This is a genomic window from Salmonella sp. SAL04196 (genome assembly GCF_046550835.1).
Lineage (GTDB): Bacteria > Pseudomonadota > Gammaproteobacteria > Enterobacterales > Enterobacteriaceae > Salmonella > Salmonella enterica.
This window is the reverse complement of the sequence record NZ_JBGDXE010000006.1, coordinates 84,287-107,438: the sequence shown is the minus strand read 5'-3', so window position 1 is coordinate 107,438 and position 23,152 is coordinate 84,287. Positions and strand designations below refer to the sequence as shown.

The following is a 23,152-nucleotide window of genomic DNA, read 5'->3' as shown; positions in this document are numbered from 1 at the left end:
CGGATAAAGCGTTTACGCCGCCATCCGGCAACGCTGTGAGTAATTTACGCATCACGCTTCCTCCCCCGCCATCCGCTCAGCAGCGCGCCACACACCATCAACAATCCCCCACCCCAGATCCAGCGCACGCCGGTCTGCACGTATAAGCGCATGGCGTAACGATCCGCTCCGGTTTTTTCGCCCATCACCGCGTACCAGTCATGTAGCAGGTTCCAGTGAATCCCCGGCTCCATCATCTGTTGACGACGCGCGGCATAGAAGCGCCTTTCAGGCTGCAGGCTGCCAATGCGTTTTTCATTCCGCCACAACGTGATCCGCGCTTTTTCACTGGTGTAGTTGCCTTTGGCCTCCAGATCCAGACGCTCGAAACGAAAGGTATAGCCCGCCAGTACTACCTGCTGACTGGGGCTGAGGTTAAGGCTGATTTCATGCCGACTACCGCTGGAAACCATGATCCCGGCGGCGAAGATAAATACGCCCGTATGCGCCAGCAATGCCGGAAGCTGACGATGCACAGAGACTTTGCGGCTTCTGATTGTCGCCAGTACGATAACCACCAGCATCAGCAGACCAAACGGCAGCGTGACGCGATTAAAATAGGGCGCGCCCACCGAAAGCCTTCCCCAGCCCATCAAACCATAAATCATGGGGTAGAGCGTCCCGACCAGCACGATCAACAAGACGGCGCTAAAGAGCAGCAACGTCGCCAGAATGAGCGTTTCGCACTTTCCGCCGTCCAAACGCGTCGCCGGATACGGCTCCCGCGCCCGCCAGCCGTACAGAGCAAGCGATGCCAGACTTAACGCGGCAAAAAGGGTAAACAGCGGCACCGCGCGCACGTTATCTAACGCAAAAGCATGTACCGAAACAAGAATGCCGGAACGCACAATCAGCGTTCCCAGCAACGAGAGGATCAGCGTCAGTATCGCCAGCAGCAACGACCAGTGACGGAAGCTCCCGCGCTGGCGGCTGACATACAGACTGTGCAGCAAGGCGCTGGCGGCAAGCCACGGCAACAACGAGGCATTTTCCACCGGGTCCCAGAACCACCAGCCGCCCCAGCCCAGTTCGCAATACGCCCACCACGATCCGAGAATGATCCCCAGCGTCAGAGCGCACCAGCCGGGTAACGCCCAGCGCCAGCACACCCAGGCGGTTGCCGCGTTAAAGCCGCCGCACAGTAGCGAAGCCAGCGCTACGCTCGCCGCGGTCATCAGGCCGCCATAACCCAGATAGAGCAGAGGCGGATGTAAGATCAGCCCCAGATGTTGCAGCATGGGATTAAGGTCGCGCCCTTCCATGGCGGGAGGGAAAATACGCAGGAACGGATCGGACCACAGCACAATAAATAGCAGCAGCGAGGCCATAATGAGGGACAAGATGCTCAGGGTCAGCGGAAAAAGCGCGTCAGATTCATGCCGGGAGCGCCAGGCGAATAGCGCCGTCCACCCCGAAAGAAGCAGCGCCCACAGCAGGAGCGAGCCTTCATGACCGCCCCATACCGCCGCCAGTTTCAGTCCCCATGACAACTGACTATGGCTATGCTGCGCAACATAAACGACCGAAAAATCGCTGGTCAGAAAACAGCTAACCAGAATCGCAAACGCCAGTAGCAGCAGCGTGAACGCCGTCCACGCGCCGCAGGTCGTCAGGCGCATGACGCCACGCCAGTGCTGCCCCATCCCGCACCACGTCGCCAGCGGGGTCAACACGTTGACCCCGAGACTCAACAACAGCGCCAGAAATCCGGCTTCAGGAAGGAAGATGTCCAGATTATGCAACCGTTAGCTGTCCCGCATAAAGAATGAAAAAGCGCAGCAGCAGCACGCCGGTCAAACTGGCGCCGCAAACGGCCAGCACGCCGTGAAACGTGACGCTACGATTTGCCCAGGGTTTCAGCAGCAGCGGGATAATCAATCCCAGCCCTACGACGCCAAGCCAGAACCACCAGCTCCAGAATCCGCCGCCCAGCGCCGCCGCCAGCGCGCGCATTTTGCCGTCATCGCCCAGCGCCAGACCGACGAAGAACGCCGCCAGCAGGAAAATTTCCAGCCATACCACCGGAACCTCCATGCGATGCACAAAGCGCGCCTCGGTGCTGTGCGGGTTGCTACGATGGCGTAACGCCATAGCGATCAGCGCCACCGCCGCGCCGGAGGAGATGCCGGAGAACAGGAACAGCACCGGCAGGATCGGGTTATTCAGGAACGGATAGGATTTCAGCGCCGACAGCAGAAAGCCGGTGTACGCCCCGAGCAGGACCGCCAGCACCAGCATTAACGTCTCCAGCGCGCGATGAAACGGCGTTATTAGCGCCAACACTTTCTGCACGATCTCTAACCGCGGCAGCCAACGCTGCTGCAGGGCAATCACCTCTTTTTCAAAGATTTTCGCCAGCCACAGCACCAGCACTACCATGTACAACTGGAACAGCATCACCCCCATCGACATCACCGAGGTAAAGCTGTAGTGGAACATCAGCTTCCAGAAGGTCCACGGGCGCGTCAGGTGAAAGACCAGAATCAGCAGACCAAGAATAATCGCCCCCGGCCCTAACACCAGCGTAGTGCGCAGCAGCGTGCTGTCCGAACCACCCGCCTCCGGATGGAAGCGACGCAGCAGAATCGCCAACGTGACCAGTCCGGCGGAGATGCCAATCAGAAACAGATAGATGGCGATGGGCCAGTCCCACACCAGTGATGCAAAATGAAATGCAGAAGCGGGTGTCATTGGCTCACCTCCCCATAGTTAAAGGGAACGCGGTAGACCTTCGGTTTTGTGCCCAACGCCAGCTTGTAACGATAGGTGGTTTTTTGCCGCAACAAACGGGAGATATCGCTGTTGGGATCGTCCAGATTACCAAACGTCAGCGCCTTCGTCGGGCATGACTCAACGCAGGCGGGCTGTTTGCCCGCTTTCAGGTTGGTTTTCCGGCAGAAATCGCATTTATCCGCCGTCTTACTGACCGGATGGATAAAGCGCACGCGGTAGGGACACGCGGCAATGCAGTACTGGCAGCCGACGCAAAGGTCCGGATTCACATCGACAATACCGCTGGCGGCATCGCGGAATGATGCCCCCGTCGGGCAGACGTCAACGCAGGGGGCATGGTCGCAGTGCTGGCACGAGTGGCGGAAAAAGCGATATTTCACCTCCGGAAACGTCCCCTGCGGCTCGCTGCGAATAATCGTCAGGCGCGATACGCCTTCCGGCACGTTGTTGACTTCCCGACAGGCATCCATGCAGGCCGTGCAGCCGATGCATAATGACTCATCGTGTACCATGCCATAACGCACGCCATTAATATTCAACGTGTTCGCTACAACGCGTCCTGCCATCCCACTGACCGCCGCCAGCGCACCGACGCGGGTAATAAATTGACGTCGGGTGCAACTCATGGCTGCTCCTTAAGCAACGGAACGGACGCCGGGTTAAAGTGCGGGTTAGTACGCTGATCGCTGTGGCAATCCACGCATATTTTGATCCGCCCTTTCTCGTTTAGCGTCTGCATCGTGTCTTGCTGCGGATGCAGGGAATGGCAACTGGCGCAGGTCACTTTAGTAACATGAACATCGTGCGGCCAGAACGCTTTTTGCAGTTGTTCAGGCAAGTGGCAGGACATACAGACGCTGTTCTGCTGCTCTACCGTATACATCGGGTCGTTAAAACGCATCACATCTTTCACCCCTTCACGGTGGTGAAGCGACGGTTGACCGTGGCAGTTGGTACAGGTTATCGGCAATTTATTGTTCGGGTTGATAGCGCCCGTATGTTTACCGTGCATACCTTCGGTGTCCGGCTTGTGACAGTCCAGACAGGCAGCATCCGGATTACGCTGCTGGGTGACCGTCCAGCGTTGATCCGACTCCTGCGGCGTTGGCGTGGCAGTAATTCCACTCAGGCTCCAGAACAGGCCTGACGCCAGCACCCCAGCAGTTAATAACGAACGTAATACGCTCATATTCACTCCATTACATAATGCCTGATGGCGCGCAGCTTTAAGGCCTACAAGACTTCTGTAGGCCGGATAAAGCGCTTGCGCTGTCATCCGGCAAATTTGTCACATGTGAGGTTATTGGCTTAACAGACCGTTTTTACGCGCCTGATCTTCCCACTGCGGTACGACCGTTTTCAGGAAGTCCTGCTTCTCCGCGTTGATTTGTTGCATATTCAAACCAATCGCTTTCTGCGCCTTCTCTTTCGTCGAAATATCCGGCAGCGGAATTTCATGGGTAATGCCTTTGGTCGCCAGCAGTCGCGCCAGTTTAGTACGGGCATCCGCGGCTTTATCCATCGCACTGCCTAACATCCGTAGACCTTCTTCCGGGGCATGCATATGAATACCGTGTGACGCAATCGCCAGATCCCAACGCCACTGCGCGTGGCGAATATCGTTCAGAATCGGTTTCATTTCCGCGTCTGTCGCCCCCGCATCCCATGCGGCTTTCGCTTCGAAGTGCGCATGTACCAGCTGATCTTCAACCTTGATTTTCAGGTCATGAATCGCCTGTTTACGCTCGGCGACCACTTTTTGCAGGGACGCTTTGTCCTGGGTGTGGCAGTTGGCGCAGGTTTGCGCGAAATTGTCGAACGGGTTGCCGATTTTATGGTCGGTGTAGAGCTTGCCTTCGGCGTTCTGTACTTTCGGCATGTGGCAGTCGATACAGGTCACGTTGTTCTTACCGTGAATGCCCGCGCTCCAGGTTTCATATTCCGGGTGCTGCGCTTTGAGCATCGGGGTTTTCGACAGAGAGTTAGTCCAGTCAGAGAAGGCGATGGCGTCGTAGTATTGCTCCATATTTTCGACCTTCATGCCCTCATCCCACGGGAACTTAACGGCTTTGTTTTTACCGTCAAAGTAGTACTCCACGTGGCACTGGCCGCAGACCATCGATTGCTGATCAAATCGTCCCGCTTTATCAAACGGTTTGCCGATAGCCTCCATCGCCCGTTCAGCATAGGGGCGCGACAACGTTAACGCGGGCTTCCCTTGGGCGAAATCGTCCGACGCGGTGTTATGACAGTCGGCACAGCCCAAATCGTTGACAATTTCCGGGCCGCCGCGCGCCCATTTGCCATGGAAGTAGCCGTCTTCGCCTTCTTGTTGGATAAGGCGCGCGACATCGGGGCTTTTACAACTCCAGCAGGCCATCGGCAGCGGGCCGTCTTCCGCCGTTTTTGGCGCGCCGGTACGCAGTGTTTCGCGCACGTCAGTTACCGCATACGCGTGGCCGCGTGGTTTGTTGTAGTCACGGGAGAAGGGATAGCCCGCCCACAGGATCACCAGACGAGGGTCTTCCGCCAGCGCATCTTCACGGGCAGACTGTTCTGACGTCGCTTTCCATGACTGATATTGGTCGGGGTGTTGAGGCGCGAACGTTTCATTTTTCGCTTCAACAGTAACGGTTTTTGCGGATTCAGGCGTTTGCTCAGCGTAAACAGAGGTAATGAAGAAAAAAGGAAATATAAGGCTGAAGAAACGGCGTGCGCGTAGTGTTTTCCTTGCCATAGAGGTCTCATCCAGATTGCGCCATTATCTTTAATGGCGATTTTTTATCGTTTTCCATAACAGCAACCGCACAAATACTGTTATTACATTGATCTCCTCTATGTGTAACAAATAACCACACTTAAAATGTTGTCTTTAATCAATTGTAAGTGTATGTAAAATACCACTTTAGAGTTAGTAACCTGGACAAAACTCCCTCTCTTTTCTGATTTCCGGACACGGATCACTTTTTTAAAAAATTTCATATAACGTCATGTTATCCCGAAAATTTATCTAATTTTGCGGGACACAATCAAAAAATAGATTGCTGCTTATTTGCACAGTTCCCTTTTTGCGTGATCTGTCGCCCAAATACTAAACAAAACTTATTAAGACCCTACATTTAACGTTTATGCGACATATTATTAACATCCTACAAGGAGAACAACAGCATGAGCCAAACACATAAACACGCCATTCCCGCCAACATTGCGGATCGTTGCCTGATAAATCCAGAGCAGTATGAGACTAAATATAAACAGTCTATTAACGACCCCGATACGTTTTGGGGCGAACAGGGAAAAATTCTCGATTGGATCACGCCGTACCAAAAAGTGAAAAACACCTCCTTTGCGCCAGGCAATGTGTCGATTAAATGGTACGAGGACGGCACGCTGAATCTGGCGGCGAACTGTCTTGACCGCCATTTGCAGGAAAATGGCGATCGCACCGCCATTATCTGGGAAGGCGATGACGCGTCGCAGAGTAAACATATCTCTTATCGCGAACTGCATCGCGATGTCTGCCGTTTCGCGAATACACTGCTGGATCTGGGCATTAAAAAAGGCGATGTGGTAGCGATTTATATGCCGATGGTGCCGGAAGCGGCGGTGGCAATGTTGGCCTGCGCCCGCATCGGTGCGGTGCATTCGGTGATCTTCGGGGGGTTCTCGCCGGAAGCCGTCGCCGGACGCATTATCGACTCCAGCTCGCGGCTGGTGATCACCGCTGACGAAGGTGTACGTGCCGGACGCAGTATCCCGCTGAAAAAGAATGTCGATGACGCGCTGAAAAACCCGAATGTCACTAGCGTTGAGCATGTGATCGTCCTGAAGCGCACCGGCAACGACATTGACTGGCAAGAAGACCGCGACCTGTGGTGGCGCGATTTGATTGAAAAAGCCAGCCCTGAGCACCAGCCTGAAGCGATGAATGCCGAAGATCCGCTGTTTATCCTTTATACCTCCGGCTCCACCGGCAAGCCGAAAGGCGTGCTGCACACCACCGGCGGCTATCTGGTCTACGCCGCGACCACCTTTAAGTATGTCTTTGATTATCACCCTGGCGATATTTACTGGTGTACCGCCGATGTGGGTTGGGTGACGGGGCACAGCTATCTGTTGTATGGCCCGCTGGCCTGCGGCGCGACCACCTTAATGTTTGAAGGCGTGCCGAATTGGCCAACGCCCGCTCGCATGTGCCAGGTGGTCGACAAACACCAGGTCAACATTCTCTATACCGCCCCAACGGCCATCCGCGCGCTGATGGCGGAAGGCGATAAAGCCATTGAAGGCACCGACCGTTCTTCACTGCGCATTCTGGGTTCCGTCGGCGAGCCGATCAATCCCGAAGCGTGGGAATGGTACTGGAAGAAGATCGGCAAGGAAAAATGTCCGGTCGTCGACACCTGGTGGCAGACTGAAACAGGCGGTTTTATGATCACGCCGCTACCAGGCGCTATCGAACTGAAAGCCGGTTCCGCCACCCGTCCTTTCTTTGGCGTACAGCCTGCGCTGGTGGATAACGAAGGCCATCCGCAAGAAGGCGCGACGGAAGGCAATCTGGTCATCACCGATTCCTGGCCGGGCCAGGCGCGCACTCTGTTCGGCGATCATGAACGTTTTGAGCAGACCTATTTCTCTACCTTTAAGAATATGTATTTCAGCGGCGACGGCGCGCGTCGCGATGAAGACGGCTATTACTGGATCACCGGTCGCGTGGATGACGTGTTAAACGTCTCCGGCCACCGTCTGGGTACGGCGGAAATCGAGTCAGCGCTGGTGGCGCATCCGAAGATCGCCGAAGCGGCGGTGGTGGGTATTCCACACGCTATCAAAGGCCAGGCGATTTACGCTTATGTGACGCTCAACCACGGCGAGGAGCCGTCGCCAGAACTGTACGCGGAGGTGCGCAACTGGGTACGTAAAGAGATTGGCCCGCTGGCGACGCCGGACGTGCTGCACTGGACCGACTCACTGCCAAAAACCCGTTCCGGCAAAATTATGCGCCGCATTTTGCGCAAAATCGCGGCGGGCGATACCAGCAATCTGGGCGATACCTCGACTCTCGCCGATCCTGGCGTGGTGGAGAAACTGCTCGAAGAGAAGCAGGCCATCGCGATGCCGTCATAACCATAAATGCCGGATGGCAACGCGAATGCGTTTTATCCGGCCTACGACCCTACCCCTGCCCTCTCTCAAACCGGGAGAGGGAAATATAAAAAAACCTCCCCCAAAGGATTTCGTGTTACAGGAAGGCGGCAAGCGAGCACATCCTCAGCAGCATAGTTCACTATGTGGCTGGGGCGCGCGAGTGCGGCCAACGCGCCTGTAGCGCGAAAGACGCAGGGGGACCTCTGGAGAGCTCTGTGATGAATGACCAAATTTATCAGCGGATAGAAGACAGTGCGCGTTTCAGGGAATTAGTCGAAAAACGGCAACGGTTTGCCACGATTCTGTCGGTTATCATGCTGGCGGTTTATATCAGCTTTATTTTACTGATCGCCTTCGCGCCTGGCTGGCTGGGCACGCCTCTACATGCGGGAACCAGCGTCACCCGAGGAATTCCCATTGGCGTCGGGGTGATTGTGATTTCTTTTGTGTTGACCGGAATTTATATCTGGCGGGCGAACGGCGAATTCGATCGTCTTAATAACGCCGTACTGCATGAGGTGAAAGCATTATGAAGAGAGTTCTGACGGCGCTTGCCGCCGCACTCCCCTTCGCCGCTCATGCGGCGGATGCCATTAGCGGCGCGGTTGAACGCCAGCCCACCAACTGGCAGGCGATTATCATGTTTTTGATTTTCGTCGTGTTTACGCTCGGTATTACCTACTGGGCCTCTAAACGCGTACGTTCCCGTAGCGACTACTACACCGCAGGCGGCAATATCACCGGGTTCCAGAACGGGCTGGCGATTGCCGGCGACTATATGTCCGCCGCGTCATTTCTCGGCATTTCCGCGCTGGTGTTTACCTCCGGTTATGACGGGCTGATCTATTCGCTGGGCTTCCTTGTCGGCTGGCCAATCATCCTGTTTTTGATTGCCGAGCGCCTGCGTAATCTGGGACGTTATACTTTTGCTGACGTTGCCTCTTATCGCCTGAAACAGGGGCCAATCCGTATTCTTTCGGCCTGTGGCTCCCTGGTAGTGGTAGCGCTTTATCTCATCGCCCAAATGGTCGGCGCCGGTAAACTGATTGAACTGCTGTTCGGCCTCAACTATCACATCGCCGTGGTGCTGGTCGGCGTGCTGATGATGATGTACGTGCTGTTCGGCGGGATGCTGGCGACAACGTGGGTGCAAATTATCAAAGCCGTCCTGTTGCTGTTTGGTGCCAGTTTTATGGCCTTTATGGTGATGAAACACGTCGGCTTTAGCTTCAATAATCTGTTTACCGAAGCCATGGCGGTACACCCGAAAGGCACGGCGATTATGAGCCCAGGAGGGTTGGTGCAAGATCCGATTTCGGCGTTGTCGTTGGGTCTGGGACTGATGTTCGGCACCGCCGGATTGCCGCATATTCTGATGCGTTTCTTTACGGTCAGCGATGCCCGCGAAGCGCGCAAGAGCGTGTTCTACGCCACCGGTTTTATGGGCTATTTCTACATTCTGACCTTTATTATCGGCTTCGGCGCTATCATGCTGGTGGGGGCGAATCCCGCCTATAAAGATGCGGCGGGCGCGCTGATTGGCGGCAATAACATGGCGGCGGTGCATCTGGCCAACGCGGTAGGCGGCAACCTGTTCCTCGGCTTTATTTCGGCAGTGGCGTTTGCCACCATTCTGGCGGTGGTTGCCGGTCTGACGCTGGCGGGCGCATCGGCGGTGTCGCATGATTTGTACGCTAACGTGTTCCGCAAAGGCGCAACCGAACGTGAAGAACTGAAGGTGTCGAAAATCACCGTCCTGGTGCTGGGCGTGATCGCCATTATCCTCGGCGTCCTGTTTGAAAATCAGAACATCGCCTTTATGGTGGGCCTGGCGTTTGCTATCGCCGCGAGCTGCAACTTCCCTATCATTCTGCTTTCCATGTACTGGTCAAAACTGACCACGCGCGGCGCTATGCTGGGCGGCTGGTTAGGTTTACTGACAGCGGTGGTGCTGATGATTCTTGGCCCTACCATTTGGGTGCAGATCCTCGGCCACGAAAAAGCGATCTTCCCGTATGAGTATCCGGCGCTGTTCTCTATCAGCGTGGCGTTCCTGGGGATCTGGTTTTTCTCGGCCACCGATAACTCGGCAGAAGGCAACCGTGAACGTGAGCAGTTCCGCGCTCAGTTTATCCGCTCCCAAACGGGATTCGGCGTACAACAAGGGCGTGCGCATTAATCTTACCGTTTCCTCCGGCCCTGTGGGTCGGAGGAAAATCAGAACATTACCCTCGCCACCAGCGGGGCTGCCAGCACCATCACCACGCCGGACAGCATCATTACCAGACTGGCGACGACACCCTCCTGCTGACCAAGTTCATAGGAACGCGCCGTGCCCGCCCCATGTGACGCCGCGCCAAATCCTGCCCCTTTTGCCATGCCTTCCCGGATAGAGAGACGCAAAAATAGCGCGTCGCCGACCGCCATGCCAAACACGCCAGTGACGACCACGAACAGCGCCACCAGATCCGGCTGCCCGCCCAGGGGTTCTGCCGCCGCCAGCGCAAACGGCGTAGTAACGGAACGTACCGCCAGACTACGCTGAATCTCATCCGATAACGTGAACAGACGCGCCAGCCAAACGGAACTGGTGACCGCCACCACCGTCGCCGTCACTACGCCCGCGGTGAGCGACATCCAGTGACGTTTGATAATCGCGAGGTTATCGTACACCGGCACCGCAAAGGCAATGGTCGCCGGGCCGAGCAGCCACAATAGCCAGTGCGATTCACCAATATAGTTTTGCCAGGAGATATGACCGAACACCAGCATTAACACCAGCAGTGCTGGCGTCAACACTAATGGCATCAACGGCAGTTTGCGAAAACGGCGATACAGACGCTTATTGGCGAAGTAAATCCCCAGCGTAATCACCAGGCACAGTACGCTTAACTGAACGTTATTCACGGTTTAGCCTGCTCATCTCATAGCGATACACTTTATCCACCACCCACGCCGTCGCACCGAGTACCATTAAGGTACTGATCGCTATCACCGAGAAGATGCGCCAGCCGTCCACCAGTAACAGATGGGCATAGTTCACTACCGCCACGACGGCGGGAACAAAGAATAACAGCATCTCCGCCAGCAGCCAGCGTGCGCCTGCGCGTACCCAGCTAAGCGGAATAATCCGGCAAACGATCAGCGCCAACATAAGTACCATGCCGACCAGATTCGCGGGCAACGGCAGGTGCAGCCAGGAGACAAGATATTGGGAAAAAATGAATAAACCTGCATAGAGCAGTACCTGAACCGGTACCTGGAGTCGTTGCACAACGGCAGGCGTAACGCGGCTTATCGCCACAGCCATGAGGGAATGTCCTGAAAAATAATACGGAGCGCCAGTATAGAGAACCTCCGTCACGGGCAGAAATGAATTAAAATCATTGCAGGCATAGTCGGAAGGAATAATCATGGATATCAGAACGCTGCGTTATTTTGTCGAGGTGGTGCGCCAGCAAAGTTTCACCCGCGCAGCGGAGAAGTTATTTGTCACCCAGCCCACCATTAGCAAGATGCTGAAAAATCTTGAAGATGAGCTTAACTGTACGCTACTGATCCGCGACGGACGTAAGTTATTGCTGACCGATACCGGACGCGTGGTGTTTGAACGCGGTCTGGCAATCCTCGCTGAGTTTCGCCAGTTAGAGGCCGAGTTGAGCGATATTAACCATCTCAATAAGGGCGTGCTGCGGCTGGGTATTCCCCCGATGGTCGGCATGTTGATGGCCGGGCCAATCAGTTTGTTTCGACAACGCTACCCTGGCGTTGAACTCAAAATTTCGGAGTTTGGCGGCCTGACGGTACAGCAGGCGGTAATGAATGGCGAGCTGGATGTTGCGATGACCGCGCTCCCGGTGGAAGAAGCGAGCGGGCTGACGACATTATCGCTGTTCAGTCATCCGCTGTGCGTGCTGGTTCCCCGTTCAGGTCAGTGGACAACCTGCGACTCCATCGCGCCTGAAGCACTGGCGGAGCATCCTCTTCTTATCTATAACGAAGACTTTGCCCTGAGCCGCCAGTTGATGACCTTATTTAGCCAGCATGACGTAAAACCACGGATTGCCGTGCGCAGCGGGCAATGGGATTTTCTCGCCGCCATGGTGCAAGCGGGCGTCGGCATCGCCATTTTGCCGGAGCCGATTTGTCAGCGTCTGGATAAGGCCACGCTGCGCTGGCTACCGCTGGAAAGCGATCTCCGCTGGCAGTTAGGCATGATTTGGCGAGAGGGCGTGTATCTGTCGCACAGCGCCCGGGCATGGTTAACCTGTTGCGAAGGGTTTTGGCTGAAACAACCGTAAGCCATAGGTTAAAACCCTTGCCGGATGGCGGCGCAAGCACCTTATCCGGCCTACTTGTAGACCCGGTAAGCATGGCGCCACCGGGCCACAAGGACTACTGATTTTCTATCAGTAGCGCTTCCATCAAATCCAGGTCGTGCAGCAGCTTTTGCAATGTTTCATTGCTGATTTCTCGTGTGGCGCGCAGATGATACAACTCGGCGCGTTCGGAACGCAGCGCGGCAAGACGGAAACGTCGCTCCAGGTTTTCTTCCTGTATGGAGCTTTCGACATCGTTTCGCCCATCGGCACGGCGACGCAAGTTACCGATGACACGCGAGCTTACTTCAGTAAGCAACTGATTATCGATGTTTTCTTCGGTATCCGCCGCCAGACGCTCTTCCATTTTCTGAATGGCGACAATCGCCACTTCCGCCGTCGCCGCGCGGGCGATACGCTCCTCTTTCAACTGTTGCGCATGATCGGCGACTTCCAAATGTTGCAACAGCAGCGGCAGCATGATCACGCCGACAAATAACGAGAACAGAATGACGCCAGCCGCCAGGAATACCAGTTCATAACGCGCCGGAAATCCGCTGCCATCCGGCAAAAGTAACGGTATAGAGAGCACACCAGCCAGGGTGATCGCCCCACGAACGCCAGCGAAGGAAGCAATCAGAATTTCACGCGACGTCCAGCTGGCGAACTCCATCGGTTTCTTCTTCAAAAAACGCAGGCTGAACTTTTTCATGGCCCACAGCCAGCCGAAGCGAACCAGCATCAATGCCGCATAAATCAGCACGATATCGGTAAAGAGCATCCAGGTTTCGACATTCGGGTCAGCTTCCGCCGCCGCCAGCGAAGATTCCAGAATCCCCGGCAATTGCAGTCCCAACAGCAGAAAGACCATACCGTTAAAGACAAATTCCAGCATCGCCCAGGTACTGTTCGCGCGCAAACGCATTGCCAGCGGCGCGCGGCGCATTACGCCAGAACGGGTGATGGTCATCCCGGCGGCAACCGCGGCCAGGATACCTGAGACGCCAATATGCTCGGCAATCTGGTAAGACGCGAAGGGCAGCAGAAACAGCAGGACAATTTGCGTCGCGGGTTCATCGCCGCCCCAGCGGCTCAAAAAACGCAGCGAGCGGCCATACAGCCAACTGACCACAAAACCCGCCAGAATACCGCCGATAGCGACCTTAAAAAATTCCAGCGTCGCGCCGCCGACGGTAAAGACCATCGTCCCCATCGCCACCGCGACGGCGAATTTCAGCGATACCAGACCGGAGGCGTCGTTCATTAACGCCTCTCCCTGCAGAATGCCCATGATTTTTTTCGGGATACGCCCCTCGCCCACAATTCCGGAGAGCGCTACCGCATCGGTCGGCGACAGCACGGCGGCCAGCGCAAAGGCGGGGATCAGCGGAATGCCGGGCACCAGCCAATAAATCAGGAAGCCGATTCCCACGACCGTTACCAGGACCAACGCCAGCGCCAGCCCGAAAATCTCTCGTCCATGCTCAAGAAATTCACGGGTCGGCGTCTTCCAGCCATCCGCAAACAGCAGCGGCGGAATAAACAGCACCAGGAAGAGTTCCGGATCGAATTCCACATGCAAACCAAACGTCGGCCACGCCAACAGCGCGCCAATGGCGATCTGCATAAGGGGTAAAGGAAGCTGGAAGGGTAATACACGCGTAAATACCCCCGACAGCGAGACCACAAGGGTCATGATGAGTATTGTGAAGAAAATTTCCATGCGTTCCCTGTTTGCGATGTTTTTTATGATGGAGAAAGGCATCATGCCTCGGTTTCACCTTCTTCAGATTAACGCAAAAGGTAACGTGATGTGTCCTGAAAATGAAAACGGGCGACCAACGCCGCCCGTTTTTCAGAATGAAGGCAGAACTAGATAGCCCAGCCGCCGGCATAAAAAGCGACCAGCGCGACCGCAATGACGACAGTTCCGATATTCAGCTTACGCCATTCGCCGGAAACCAGACGCCCGACGACCAGCGTGGCAAAGCCGATCATAATCCCGGTGACAATGTTACAGGTCAGTACAATAAATACGGCCGTTACCAGCCCCGCCATCGCATCGACGAAATCAGCAAAATCGATTTTCGCCACGTTACTCAGCATCAGCAGACCGACATACATGAGCGCCGGGGCGGTTGCGTAGACGGGAACGAGATAAGAGAGCGGCGAAAGAAACAGGATCAGCAAAAACAGCACGCCCACGGTAATCGCCGTCAGGCCCGTTTTACCGCCCGCCGCCGTACCAGCCGCAGACTCGATATACACCGCCGCAGGCGCCGCCCCGACCAGGCCGGAGAAAACGCTACTCAGGGAGTCGGTGGTTAGCGCTTTGCCGCCATCAATAATTTGTCCATCTTTGTCCAGCAGATTAGCCTGCCCTGCGACCGCACGGATCGTTCCGGTCGCATCAAACACCGCCGTCATCACCAGCGCCAGTACGCTTGGCAGAACGACAGGGTTTAACGCGCCCATAATATCCAGGCTGCCGATCAGCGAGTTGCCGTTTTCATCGCTCAACGAAGGCATGGCGAAAATGCCGGAAAAATGGACGTTAGGATCGAAGAGCAAACCCACAATAGAAATGCCAATAATGGTCAACAGAATGCCGCCGGGGACTTTCAGCTTTTCCAGACCGAGAATAACAGCCAGCCCCACGAGCGACATAATCACCGGAAAGGTGTCGAAATCGCCCAGCGCGACCGGCAGGCCATCCAGCGGGTTTTTAATGACCAGGCCGACGCCGTTGGCGGCAATCAGCAACAAAAACAGGCCAATACCAATACCGGTTCCGTGGGCCACGCCCTGCGGCAAGTTACGCAAAATCCAGCTACGAATGCCGGTGGCGGAGATAACGGTAAACAGTACGCCCATCAGGAATACGGCGCCAAGCGCGACCGGTACGCTAATATGCTGCCCCAGGACCAGGCTAAACGCGGTAAACGCCGTCAACGAGATAGCGCAACCGATAGCCAGCGGCAGATTCGCCCAAAGCCCCATAACGATAGAGCCGACGCCTGCGACCAGGCAGGTCGCTACAAAGACGGCGGCAGGCGGGAACCCGGCTTTACCCAGCATCCCTGGCACCACGATGACGGAGTAAACCATCGCGAGAAACGTGGTTAAGCCAGCAACGACTTCCTGGCGAACGGTGCTCCCGCGTTGTGAAATTTTAAACCAGGCGTCGAGTGAACCGCCGGTACGCGCTGAAGGCGTAGACATAGAAAACATCCCCTGAGAATTTATTATTCGTCGGTATACGTGGGAGGTAATCCACTAACAGCGCAACGTTATCTCCTTGTGCTACATTTACGACAATCGGGGTGCCGCAAAAAAGCAAACGTTTAGCTCCACGTATACAAAACGGGTGGCAAAAAAAAGCAAACGATTATCCAGCGATCATCAACGCTTTTTCAACTGAACTTTGCCGCTTTTTATGCTTTTCTGCTTAGTATGCTCAATAAATCGCCAGACGATGCGCAAACGTTATCGTCCCTGCGCAATCCAGCAACAATTTTTCGCATCGCTGTTAGCAAATACGTTGCGCAATCTGCTCACAAAAACGCCATTATCCGCCGGGGATGGTAAACGGACCGCCCTGCTGAATCGCTCGCTGCCAGGCTGGACGCATTTCTACCCGCGCTTTCCATGCGTTGATATGGTCGAGATGAGCGATTCCGCCTCGGGCAAGCAGCGCAAATAGCGGGAAGCTCATCTGGATATCCGCCATACTTAACTGCTCTCCGGCAAACCAGGGGTGATTTGCCAGATGCCCGTCAATAAAGCGCGCATGGGTTTCCAGCTGCGGATTAAGGTACGCTTTTTGCGCGCCCTTACCGATAACGCCGCCCAACGTTCGCAGACCCAATGGTACCGGCGGTTTACCCAGAGAGGTAAAGAGCAGTCTCATCAATAGCAAGGGCATGAGCGAACCTTCAGCGTAATGTAGCCAGAATCGATAGTGTTGTTTCCCCTGCGCATCCGCAGGTTTAAAGCGTCCGATACTGTCGTAGGTGTCCTGCAAATATTCCAGGATGGCACCCGATTCCGCAATAACCATACCGTGATCTTCGATAACCGGAGACTTGCCCAGCGGATGCACTTTTTTCAATGCCGGCGGCGCCAGCATGGTCTTTTCACGCTGGTAACGCACAATCCGGTAAGGCAACGCCAGCTCTTCCAGCGCCCAGAGGATGCGCTGCGAACGAGACTGATTTAAATGGTGCACCGTCAGCATGGCTGTCTCCTGTAAGGTATGCCAACTAACTATAGAAAATTATGGCAGTTGCCGTAAAAATTTCGGCTAAAAAATCAGCATTTCGCTGGCGAACAGGGCGTCGTCGCTTACACTTACAGTATCAACACAAACCGGAACCTCCACCACGTGCTCGATATGAGGGGTGTTGACGTCGGGGGAAACCCTCCTGTAATCAGCGGGATAGAGCGAAAGACAAAGACCGGAAACAAACTAAAGCGCCCTTAGCGGCGCTTTAGTTTTAGGTGAACTCAGCCCGATGGCCGAGTGCATATTAATCATCTTCAAGCAGCCGGGCACCCGTCCCGTGTTCGCCAAGCCTGTCGCCTGGATTTCGCAGCGGACAGTCGCTACGCGATAAACAGCCGCAGCCGATACAACCGTCCAGCTCATCGCGCAACGCCACCAGCGTATGAATACGTCGGTCTAACTCTTCGCGCCACTGCGAGGAGAGCTGCTTCCACTCTTTCGCGCTTAACGTATGCCCTTCCGGCAAGATACCAAACGCGTCGCCGATAGTTGCCAGCGGGATGCCGATACGCTGGGCGATCTTGATAATCGCGACATAACGCAACACGTCACGCTTGTATCGCCGTTGGTTACCGCTATTACGGATACTGGTAATTAGCCCTTTGCTTTCATAGAAGTGCAGGGCGGACACAGCAACACCGCTACGTTTCGCAACTTCCCCCGGCGTCAGTAAGGCTTTTAAACGGGGAGATTTTTTTTCCATAAATCGCTTTACCTCAAGTTAACTTGAGGAATTATACTCGCCCGCAGACAAAACGACGAATCGAATACTGTTTAAGAGGCAACAATATGTCGCATCAGCAGATAATTCAGACCCTTATCGAATGGATTGATGAACATATCGACCAACCGCTAAACATTGATGTGGTGGCAAAAAAATCGGGCTACTCCAAGTGGTATTTGCAGCGGATGTTTCGTACGGTAACGCATCAAACATTAGGCGAGTATATTCGCCAGCGCCGTCTCCTGTTGGCGGCCGTTGAGCTACGAACGACCGAGCGCCCGATTTTTGATATCGCGATGGACCTGGGCTATGTATCGCAGCAAACCTTCTCGCGTGTATTCCGCCGCGAGTTCGATCGCACTCCCAGCGATTACCGTCACCGCCTGTAGGGCGTCTGCCCGCGTATCGTCAGAGGCGCGGGCGTTTGTTGTAGCCAGGAGATGAATTCCTGCGGTGGTAACGCCTTCGCAAAGTGCCATCCCTGACAATACTGAACGCCGCGTTTTAGCAACCAGCTAACCTGTTCAGCCGTTTCAACCCCCTCCGCAATGATTTTTAGCCGCAAACTTTGCGCCATTTCAATAATATGTTCCACAATCAAATGGCTGGCGCTATTAGTGGTTAGCGTGTCGACAAAAGATTTATCAATTTTTAAAAGGTCGACATTTAATGAGTACAGGTTATGCAAGTTCGAATAGCCGGTACCAAAGTCATCAATTGCCACCTCGTATCCCGCCTGGCGAAACGCCTGAATAATCGGCGTCATTTTAGGCACATCAATAAATCCGCGCTCGGTCACTTCAACCTTTATCTGTTGCGCAAGCACTGAATGCTGACGCGTTTTTTCATGAATCATCACAATTAGTCGGGAAGAGAGAAAATCGGCGGCAGAGAGATTGATAGAGACATAAAGATGCGGGTGCGCGGCCAGAAAACCACCTAAATCATTAAATACCTCTTCGACGACATAATCGGTGATCTGCTCAATCATCCCCTCTTTTTCCGCCAGCGGAATAAATTCGCACGGGCTCATCACCGGACCGTGATAGCCCGGCCAACGCAATAGCGCTTCGGCACCTACACATGTCCCGTTTCGGATATCAATGATCGGCTGATAATGAAGGCAAAGCTGGTGCCTGGTAATGGCCCGTTGCAGCAATCGACGCGGTGAGTAATATGCCTGCCGGGATCGTGACCACATAAATAAGACGATAATGCTACAGATGATCCCTAACGGTAGCGTTAACGTAAGCTGATGAAAGAGGTTCTGGTAAAAGCGTTGCTTTGAGGTTGACACAATCGCGGCAACCGGTCGTTTTGCTGATTTAACCAGAGTATAAAAACGCTCACCCTGTTGGAACACAGGTTCACTCCGTCGTACCAAAGGTAATAGGTGATCAGCCTGCGCCTGTTCACTCAGAGAGAAAAAGGTGTTGGTCACCGTATCATACATTCCCCAGGCCAACGCCGGATCGTCTGACATCACCTCGCTATAAGATAAGGGATTGATAACCGCGACATAGTTTCCCCGCTGCATATATGTCATTTTATAACCGTTGAAAAAAGGCGTATCACGATAGTAATAAATAGCGATGTCAGGCTTTCGTTTATAGTCAGCGCGGGGAATAAAATAAGGACTTGTTGGCGTCATAACCGTAGAGCATAGAAAACGCTGGCCCTTAGCATAAATCAACTCATTAATGTACAAACGACCGCGGATAATATTCAGCATTCGCTGTTGATGGGCTGGCGTACAGGCTTGCCCCTGATATTGTTCAGCGGCATCGCGGGCTAAATTCGCTTGCAGGATAACCCGCTCCGTTTTATCTAATACCAACTGCGCAAATGAATGTAACTGATTTCTGGTTTCAGAGACTGCCCGGATATGAGCAAACCAGATCGCCAGCAATACAGGAAGTAACACCACAATGATCGTTCCGAGAAATCTCAACACCTTGCGTCGTGTGCTTTGACTCATTTTCAGCCTATTTCCCTGCATTATTTGTGACTATTGTTGGCAAAATAAGACGTGAACCAAACGGAGGTTTACGGTGCATGAATTTATCAATATTAGCAACAGACTTTTACCGATCAACATTTACCATTAATAACTAAGCGCAATCTCTCTCGCATACCAGGCAGGACACTAAATATTTTTGATAACATCAGATTTATACCTAAGTAAACGATGGGGTATACATCTTTACTCCTTTCTTTTGATAAATAACTTGATATTTTTATCAGGTCTGAATTTCACGAAAAAAAATAAAAGAGTAGTAATAATACATCTTTGCTTTCCGGCTGTTTCTCTACGGACGCGCAGAAGTCACACAAAAAACAAGGTTATAAAACGCACAAAAAATACATTGCCGATCTGGCGAACAAGCCTTTTTTTGTGATATAGTTCACAAAAACAATGAAACAGAAACAATGTTTCATTCGATGTTGATGTGACGTCCGTTGATAGCCAGAATGTCCCACGTTTCCCGGGAACAACGCCGTGCTGTCCTGGACAAAGGTCTATTCAGAGGAAATGTTTCATGGCTGCCATAACCACTGGTGTCGTTCTTCTCCGCTGGCAACTGTTGAGCGCCGTGCTCATGTTTTTAGCCAGCACGCTCAATATCCGTTTCCGTAAATCAGATTATATTGGTCTGGCGGTGATCAGTAGCGGTCTGGGCGTGGTATCCGCCTGCTGGTTTGCCACCGGTTTACTCGGTATTACCATGATGGATCTCGCTGCGATCTGGCATAACATTGAAGCCGTAATGGTCGAAACGATGAGCCAGACCCCGCCAGAATGGCCGATGGTGCTGACCTGATACGCTATCGCTGCCGATGAAGCCGCCCACCGGTTATCTCAACGCGGAATCGCGCGCCAGGAGTAGCCTTGCGAACCATCACGTCCCTCGCATTGCCGTTGATGAGGGCCGCCAGGTGTGGTTATCCAAAAATGGCAAGTGGAATAGCCCTAACAGAATCGAGCTAAACTTATTGAAGACATTGCCGACTCGTTAAATGACAATAAATATCCTCCGGCATAGCCGGAGGTTTTTCAGATGCGCCTGTAAGGCTCTCTTACCAGCCGCGCCCTAACAGGCGCATACGATCTGACATTTGCATCAAACTTCGTTACTTACGGCCCGTAAACGGGCTGCCCGGATAAGGGATCGATAATTGCTCACCCATTTTATCCTCTTCAAGCTGGTGCTTTATGTAGTCCTGTATCTTCGCCGTGTTCTTACCCACCGTATCGACATAGTACCCTCTGCACCAGAACTCCCTGTTCCTGTATTTGAATTTTAGATCCCCAAACTGCTCGTAAAGCATCAGACTACTTTTACCCTTCAGATATCCCATGAAGCTCGACACACTCATCTTCGGCGGGATCTCCAGAAGCATGTGAATATGATCTGCACAACATTCCGCTTCCAGAATTCGTACGTTTTTCCATTCACACAATTTTCTTAATATGCTGCCTACTGCCCTACGCTTCTCTCCATAGAACGCTTGTCTTCGGTATTTGGGCGCGAAAACTATGTGATATTTACAGTTCCATCGGGTGTGCGCTAAGCTCTTTTCGTCCCCCATTGGGACCCCCTTTTGATTTCTTGTTGAACTTTTGCAGTTGCCAGACCGCAAGATGTTTTAACAAATCAAAAGGGGTTTTAATAACTGGCTTAAAGCTGAAAGCTTTCCGGAACCCCCAGCCTAGCTGGGGGTTTTCCATAGACAAAAAAGACCCGTTTGTGCAACGGGTCTTTTTTATTAAGCAGTACCACCTGATAACAGCGACAAGCGCTGCTTATTTTACATTAATAATTTATCCGGAGAACAATCACGGATTATTTTTCCACCTTTCATTACCAGAACCCGGTCAAAATACTTTATCAGATATCGACGATGCGTCACCATGATCAACGTTTTCCCATGAATAAACTCATCTAAGTTATCAAAAATTTGCTTCTCGGTATTTTCATCCAGATTTGATGTTGGTTCATCCCATAAAAAGACGCTGGCGTTACTGCTCAGACTACGTGCTAATAATAACTGCTGTTGCTGTCCGGATGACAGGTTTTTAGCCATAAAATTCACCGGAAACTTCAGCCCCATAGGATGTTGCAAGATAAAACCACAGTTCGCCAGATGGAGCGCCTTGAGTACCCGGCCCCTGTCGTTTTGCGGTTTTAACGCGAAATTACTTTCAATGGTTCCGGTGAATAAAACATCATGTGTCGTCACCACGCTTAAATGCTGAGAAAAAAAGTTCTGCGATAAATGCCCTAAGTTATATCCATCATATAAGATGGCGCCGTCTGTTGGCGAAAGGTAGCCAGATAGCATTCCCAGTAATGAGCTTTTTCCTGCACCGCATTCGCCTATCACTGCGACACGCTGCCCCGCAGGTATGTCTATAGACAGTCGGTTAATAATCATCGGAGATTGAGCGTCATACTGATAACTCACACCCCGAATAGAGATATCGCCATTGCACTTTGATATGGACTGTAATGCCGGTGTTTTTTCTGCCTGATCTTCATCAAAAAAAGAAAGCAGATCCTTACCGGTTTTTTCTGCTGATAAAATAGAGATTAATGTAGAAGAAAAATTCGAAATGATCCCGGAAATACGACCAGAGACAATGACAGATGAAACAATTGCGCCAGTGGTAACATCACCCTTGATTACCATAAAAAAGGCTATTACCATAATAGTTATTTGGGTAATAGATGACATACTCCCCAATATAGATTGATAGATAAGATTTAATTTCCTTATCTTCAGGTTAAGATACGACTGTTCATTTGATGTGTTGACCCAATCAAAAAGTAAACCTTGATTATTTAAGGTATGGATCATTTTAATAGATAAGAAAACCTCTGAGATGAAGATATTCCTGTTCTTCTGTCCTTCTTTTTGTTTGTTCATTAACTCATTAGTATAATGGTGGTTAACGAGGGAAATAATAATAGAGACGATAAACATGGTAACAGGGACAATAACGACCAGACCTAAATTTACATATATAACAATGAGAAATATAATAAATATTGGAATATCGGCTATACGTTGAAAGATCGAGTTTAATAAAACGGGTTTAATTTTCTGAAACTCATTCCATAGCACAAATGCTGATGACATGGATCTGCCATTTTTCTTTTTACTATAAAGTACCGCTTCAAGAAATGCGATATCAATATCGACGTCATCCTGCCTTGCTGTGATAGACTGATAAATATCTTTCGAAGTACGAAGGATAAACTCAAAAACAATAAATACAGCAACAATTATAGCCACGCCAAATAAAGATGAAACCGAAGCACTTGGAACAAGCTTATCATAGAACAGATTACTAAATACTGGAATAGTTAACGCAAAAATTGCCATAAAAAGAGATGAAAAGAAGTATTTAGTATAAAAAATCTTGTTCATCGATAAAGAGTTTTTTATGATATTTTTTACTCTTATACTATCAACAACTTTATTTAAAGGTAGTATACTAAATGCAGATAACTCTTTTAAATATTCATCTTCAATTTCAACATAACAGAGTTCACCGCGCGCGTTTACCAACTTTATTTTTTGCCCGCCACTCACACACACCATCCACTTCATTTCTGGTGTTAATAGTAAAATCGGCATAGGCTCATTTAGTAAATCCTCACCATTATTAAATAATATATCCTGTAGAGAAAGCCCTAACGACAAAAAGAAATTCTTCATTTGTATAGAGTCGTCAGTGTTATTTCTGTCGTACTTTTTAAATCTTAAATTTATATCATCTTCTTTGATGTCAATTTTTATGTTGAATTTTTTAGACACTATAGATAATGCCGTTTCCGCACTTAAATAATAAGGTTCTAGTTTTTTATCCATAAGTAAACCCCCTCACCCAAAGGTGAG

20 protein-coding genes are annotated in these 23,152 nt (G+C 52.1%); 6 read left to right on the top strand and 14 right to left on the bottom strand.

Annotation, left to right across the window (positions count from 1 at the left end):
* Positions 1-44: 44 nt before the first annotated feature.
* From ACLJPE_RS18990 to nrfA, 5 genes are all read right to left on the bottom strand, one after another.
* Positions 45-1,781 carry a heme lyase CcmF/NrfE family subunit gene (locus ACLJPE_RS18990; protein ID WP_000551711.1) on the bottom strand — a complete coding sequence of 579 codons (1,737 nt, stop codon included), beginning with the start codon at positions 1,779-1,781 and terminating at the stop codon, positions 45-47.
* The gene (gene nrfD, locus ACLJPE_RS18985) at positions 1,774-2,730 is read right to left on the bottom strand and encodes a cytochrome c nitrite reductase subunit NrfD (RefSeq protein ID WP_000186604.1); all 957 of its coding nucleotides are present in this window, start codon (positions 2,728-2,730) and stop codon (positions 1,774-1,776) included. Before nrfD ends, ACLJPE_RS18990 begins: the two co-directional genes overlap by 8 nt.
* Positions 2,727-3,398: a cytochrome c nitrite reductase Fe-S protein gene (nrfC, locus tag ACLJPE_RS18980; RefSeq protein ID WP_001278026.1), complete on the bottom strand. Its 672-nt coding sequence runs from the start codon at positions 3,396-3,398 to the stop codon at positions 2,727-2,729. Before nrfC ends, nrfD begins: the two co-directional genes overlap by 4 nt.
* Positions 3,395-3,961, bottom strand: a complete 567-nt coding sequence (gene nrfB / locus ACLJPE_RS18975; RefSeq protein ID WP_000115063.1) for a cytochrome c nitrite reductase pentaheme subunit — start codon at positions 3,959-3,961, stop codon at positions 3,395-3,397. The genes nrfC and nrfB overlap by 4 nt, the downstream gene beginning before the upstream one ends.
* Before the next feature lie 111 nt (positions 3,962-4,072).
* Positions 4,073-5,509, bottom strand: coding sequence for an ammonia-forming nitrite reductase cytochrome c552 subunit (nrfA, locus tag ACLJPE_RS18970; RefSeq protein ID WP_000101775.1), 1,437 nt, complete (start codon positions 5,507-5,509; stop codon positions 4,073-4,075).
* A gap of 431 nt (positions 5,510-5,940) precedes the next feature.
* On the opposite strand from nrfA, the gene acs reads away from it, so the two are divergent.
* From acs to actP, 3 genes are all read left to right on the top strand, one after another.
* On the top strand, positions 5,941-7,899 hold the full coding sequence (gene acs, locus ACLJPE_RS18965) for an acetate--CoA ligase (protein WP_000083873.1): 1,959 nt from the start codon (positions 5,941-5,943) through the stop codon (positions 7,897-7,899).
* Between the two features lie 239 nt (positions 7,900-8,138).
* Positions 8,139-8,453, top strand: coding sequence for a DUF485 domain-containing protein (locus ACLJPE_RS18960; protein ID WP_000999620.1), 315 nt, complete (start codon positions 8,139-8,141; stop codon positions 8,451-8,453).
* Positions 8,450-10,099 carry a cation/acetate symporter ActP gene (gene actP / locus ACLJPE_RS18955; RefSeq protein WP_000832536.1) on the top strand — a complete coding sequence of 550 codons (1,650 nt, stop codon included), beginning with the start codon at positions 8,450-8,452 and terminating at the stop codon, positions 10,097-10,099. Before ACLJPE_RS18960 ends, actP begins: the two co-directional genes overlap by 4 nt.
* Before the next feature lie 38 nt (positions 10,100-10,137).
* Here the strand turns inward: actP and ACLJPE_RS18950 are convergent, their stop codons facing one another.
* Both ACLJPE_RS18950 and ACLJPE_RS18945 read right to left on the bottom strand, forming a co-directional pair.
* The gene (locus tag ACLJPE_RS18950; protein ID WP_001067096.1) at positions 10,138-10,827 is read right to left on the bottom strand and encodes an LrgB family protein; all 690 of its coding nucleotides are present in this window, start codon (positions 10,825-10,827) and stop codon (positions 10,138-10,140) included.
* Positions 10,820-11,230, bottom strand: a complete 411-nt coding sequence (locus ACLJPE_RS18945; RefSeq protein ID WP_000257347.1) for a CidA/LrgA family protein — start codon at positions 11,228-11,230, stop codon at positions 10,820-10,822. Before ACLJPE_RS18945 ends, ACLJPE_RS18950 begins: the two co-directional genes overlap by 8 nt.
* 103 nt (positions 11,231-11,333) lie before the next feature.
* Between ACLJPE_RS18945 and ACLJPE_RS18940 the strand changes: the two genes are divergently transcribed.
* Entirely contained in the window at positions 11,334-12,221 is an 888-nt protein-coding gene (locus ACLJPE_RS18940; RefSeq protein WP_000354962.1) for a LysR family transcriptional regulator, read from the top strand.
* Between the two features lie 94 nt (positions 12,222-12,315).
* Here the strand turns inward: ACLJPE_RS18940 and ACLJPE_RS18935 are convergent, their stop codons facing one another.
* The 4 genes from ACLJPE_RS18935 to soxR all read right to left on the bottom strand — a co-directional run bounded on the left by ACLJPE_RS18935 (position 12,316) and on the right by soxR (position 17,227).
* Positions 12,316-13,962, bottom strand: coding sequence for a Na+/H+ antiporter (locus tag ACLJPE_RS18935; protein WP_039513772.1), 1,647 nt, complete (start codon positions 13,960-13,962; stop codon positions 12,316-12,318).
* Positions 13,963-14,111: 149 nt separating this feature from the next.
* Positions 14,112-15,461: a guanine/hypoxanthine transporter GhxP gene (ghxP, locus tag ACLJPE_RS18930; RefSeq protein ID WP_000106907.1), complete on the bottom strand. Its 1,350-nt coding sequence runs from the start codon at positions 15,459-15,461 to the stop codon at positions 14,112-14,114.
* A 346-nt stretch (positions 15,462-15,807) separates the two neighbouring features.
* Positions 15,808-16,476, bottom strand: a complete 669-nt coding sequence (locus ACLJPE_RS18925; protein WP_000958582.1) for a glutathione S-transferase family protein — start codon at positions 16,474-16,476, stop codon at positions 15,808-15,810.
* A 292-nt stretch (positions 16,477-16,768) separates the two neighbouring features.
* Positions 16,769-17,227, bottom strand: a complete 459-nt coding sequence (gene soxR, locus ACLJPE_RS18920; RefSeq protein WP_000412686.1) for a redox-sensitive transcriptional activator SoxR — start codon at positions 17,225-17,227, stop codon at positions 16,769-16,771.
* Positions 17,228-17,313: 86 nt separating this feature from the next.
* Here soxR and soxS point away from each other — a divergent pair, with 86 nt between their 5' ends.
* Positions 17,314-17,637 (top strand): superoxide response transcriptional regulator SoxS, encoded by a 324-nt coding sequence (gene soxS, locus ACLJPE_RS18915; RefSeq protein ID WP_000019483.1) that lies wholly within the window; start codon positions 17,314-17,316, stop codon positions 17,635-17,637.
* On the opposite strand, the gene ACLJPE_RS18910 is transcribed toward soxS, so the two are convergent.
* Positions 17,625-19,226 carry an EAL domain-containing protein gene (locus tag ACLJPE_RS18910; RefSeq protein ID WP_000083658.1) on the bottom strand — a complete coding sequence of 534 codons (1,602 nt, stop codon included), beginning with the start codon at positions 19,224-19,226 and terminating at the stop codon, positions 17,625-17,627. The genes soxS and ACLJPE_RS18910 overlap by 13 nt on opposite strands.
* Before the next feature lie 562 nt (positions 19,227-19,788).
* On the opposite strand from ACLJPE_RS18910, the gene ACLJPE_RS18905 reads away from it, so the two are divergent.
* The gene (locus ACLJPE_RS18905) at positions 19,789-20,070 is read left to right on the top strand and encodes a YjcB family protein (RefSeq protein WP_000719058.1); all 282 of its coding nucleotides are present in this window, start codon (positions 19,789-19,791) and stop codon (positions 20,068-20,070) included.
* A 310-nt stretch (positions 20,071-20,380) separates the two neighbouring features.
* Here ACLJPE_RS18905 and tnpA read toward each other — a convergent pair whose 3' ends face one another.
* Together tnpA and siiF are read right to left on the bottom strand one after the other, a co-directional pair.
* On the bottom strand, positions 20,381-20,839 hold the full coding sequence (gene tnpA / locus ACLJPE_RS18900; RefSeq protein ID WP_000502119.1) for an IS200/IS605-like element IS200F family transposase: 459 nt from the start codon (positions 20,837-20,839) through the stop codon (positions 20,381-20,383).
* A gap of 219 nt (positions 20,840-21,058) precedes the next feature.
* Positions 21,059-23,125, bottom strand: coding sequence for an SPI-4 type I secretion system protein SiiF (siiF, locus tag ACLJPE_RS18895; RefSeq protein WP_000358574.1), 2,067 nt, complete (start codon positions 23,123-23,125; stop codon positions 21,059-21,061).
* Positions 23,126-23,152: the final 27 nt, after the last annotated feature.

What these genes read in the sequence shown, in the direction of transcription:
- nrfD (WP_000186604.1), bottom strand. Translation starts at nt 2,730, where the DNA reads ATGACACCCGCTTCTGCATTTCATTTTGCATCACTGGTGTGGGACTGG.
- nrfC (WP_001278026.1), bottom strand. Translation starts at nt 3,398, where the DNA reads ATGAGTTGCACCCGACGTCAATTTATTACCCGCGTCGGTGCGCTGGCG.
- nrfB (WP_000115063.1), bottom strand. Translation starts at nt 3,961, where the DNA reads ATGAGCGTATTACGTTCGTTATTAACTGCTGGGGTGCTGGCGTCAGGC.
- nrfA (WP_000101775.1), bottom strand. Translation starts at nt 5,509, where the DNA reads ATGGCAAGGAAAACACTACGCGCACGCCGTTTCTTCAGCCTTATATTT.
- acs (WP_000083873.1), top strand. Translation starts at nt 5,941, where the DNA reads ATGAGCCAAACACATAAACACGCCATTCCCGCCAACATTGCGGATCGT.
- ACLJPE_RS18960 (WP_000999620.1), top strand. Translation starts at nt 8,139, where the DNA reads ATGAATGACCAAATTTATCAGCGGATAGAAGACAGTGCGCGTTTCAGG.
- actP (WP_000832536.1), top strand. Translation starts at nt 8,450, where the DNA reads ATGAAGAGAGTTCTGACGGCGCTTGCCGCCGCACTCCCCTTCGCCGCT.
- ACLJPE_RS18945 (WP_000257347.1), bottom strand. Translation starts at nt 11,230, where the DNA reads ATGGCTGTGGCGATAAGCCGCGTTACGCCTGCCGTTGTGCAACGACTC.
- ACLJPE_RS18940 (WP_000354962.1), top strand. Translation starts at nt 11,334, where the DNA reads ATGGATATCAGAACGCTGCGTTATTTTGTCGAGGTGGTGCGCCAGCAA.
- ACLJPE_RS18935 (WP_039513772.1), bottom strand. Translation starts at nt 13,962, where the DNA reads ATGGAAATTTTCTTCACAATACTCATCATGACCCTTGTGGTCTCGCTG.
- ghxP (WP_000106907.1), bottom strand. Translation starts at nt 15,461, where the DNA reads ATGTCTACGCCTTCAGCGCGTACCGGCGGTTCACTCGACGCCTGGTTT.
- ACLJPE_RS18925 (WP_000958582.1), bottom strand. Translation starts at nt 16,476, where the DNA reads ATGCTGACGGTGCACCATTTAAATCAGTCTCGTTCGCAGCGCATCCTC.
- soxR (WP_000412686.1), bottom strand. Translation starts at nt 17,227, where the DNA reads ATGGAAAAAAAATCTCCCCGTTTAAAAGCCTTACTGACGCCGGGGGAA.
- soxS (WP_000019483.1), top strand. Translation starts at nt 17,314, where the DNA reads ATGTCGCATCAGCAGATAATTCAGACCCTTATCGAATGGATTGATGAA.
- ACLJPE_RS18910 (WP_000083658.1), bottom strand. Translation starts at nt 19,226, where the DNA reads ATGAGTCAAAGCACACGACGCAAGGTGTTGAGATTTCTCGGAACGATC.
- ACLJPE_RS18905 (WP_000719058.1), top strand. Translation starts at nt 19,789, where the DNA reads ATGGCTGCCATAACCACTGGTGTCGTTCTTCTCCGCTGGCAACTGTTG.
- tnpA (WP_000502119.1), bottom strand. Translation starts at nt 20,839, where the DNA reads ATGGGGGACGAAAAGAGCTTAGCGCACACCCGATGGAACTGTAAATAT.
- siiF (WP_000358574.1), bottom strand. Translation starts at nt 23,125, where the DNA reads ATGGATAAAAAACTAGAACCTTATTATTTAAGTGCGGAAACGGCATTA.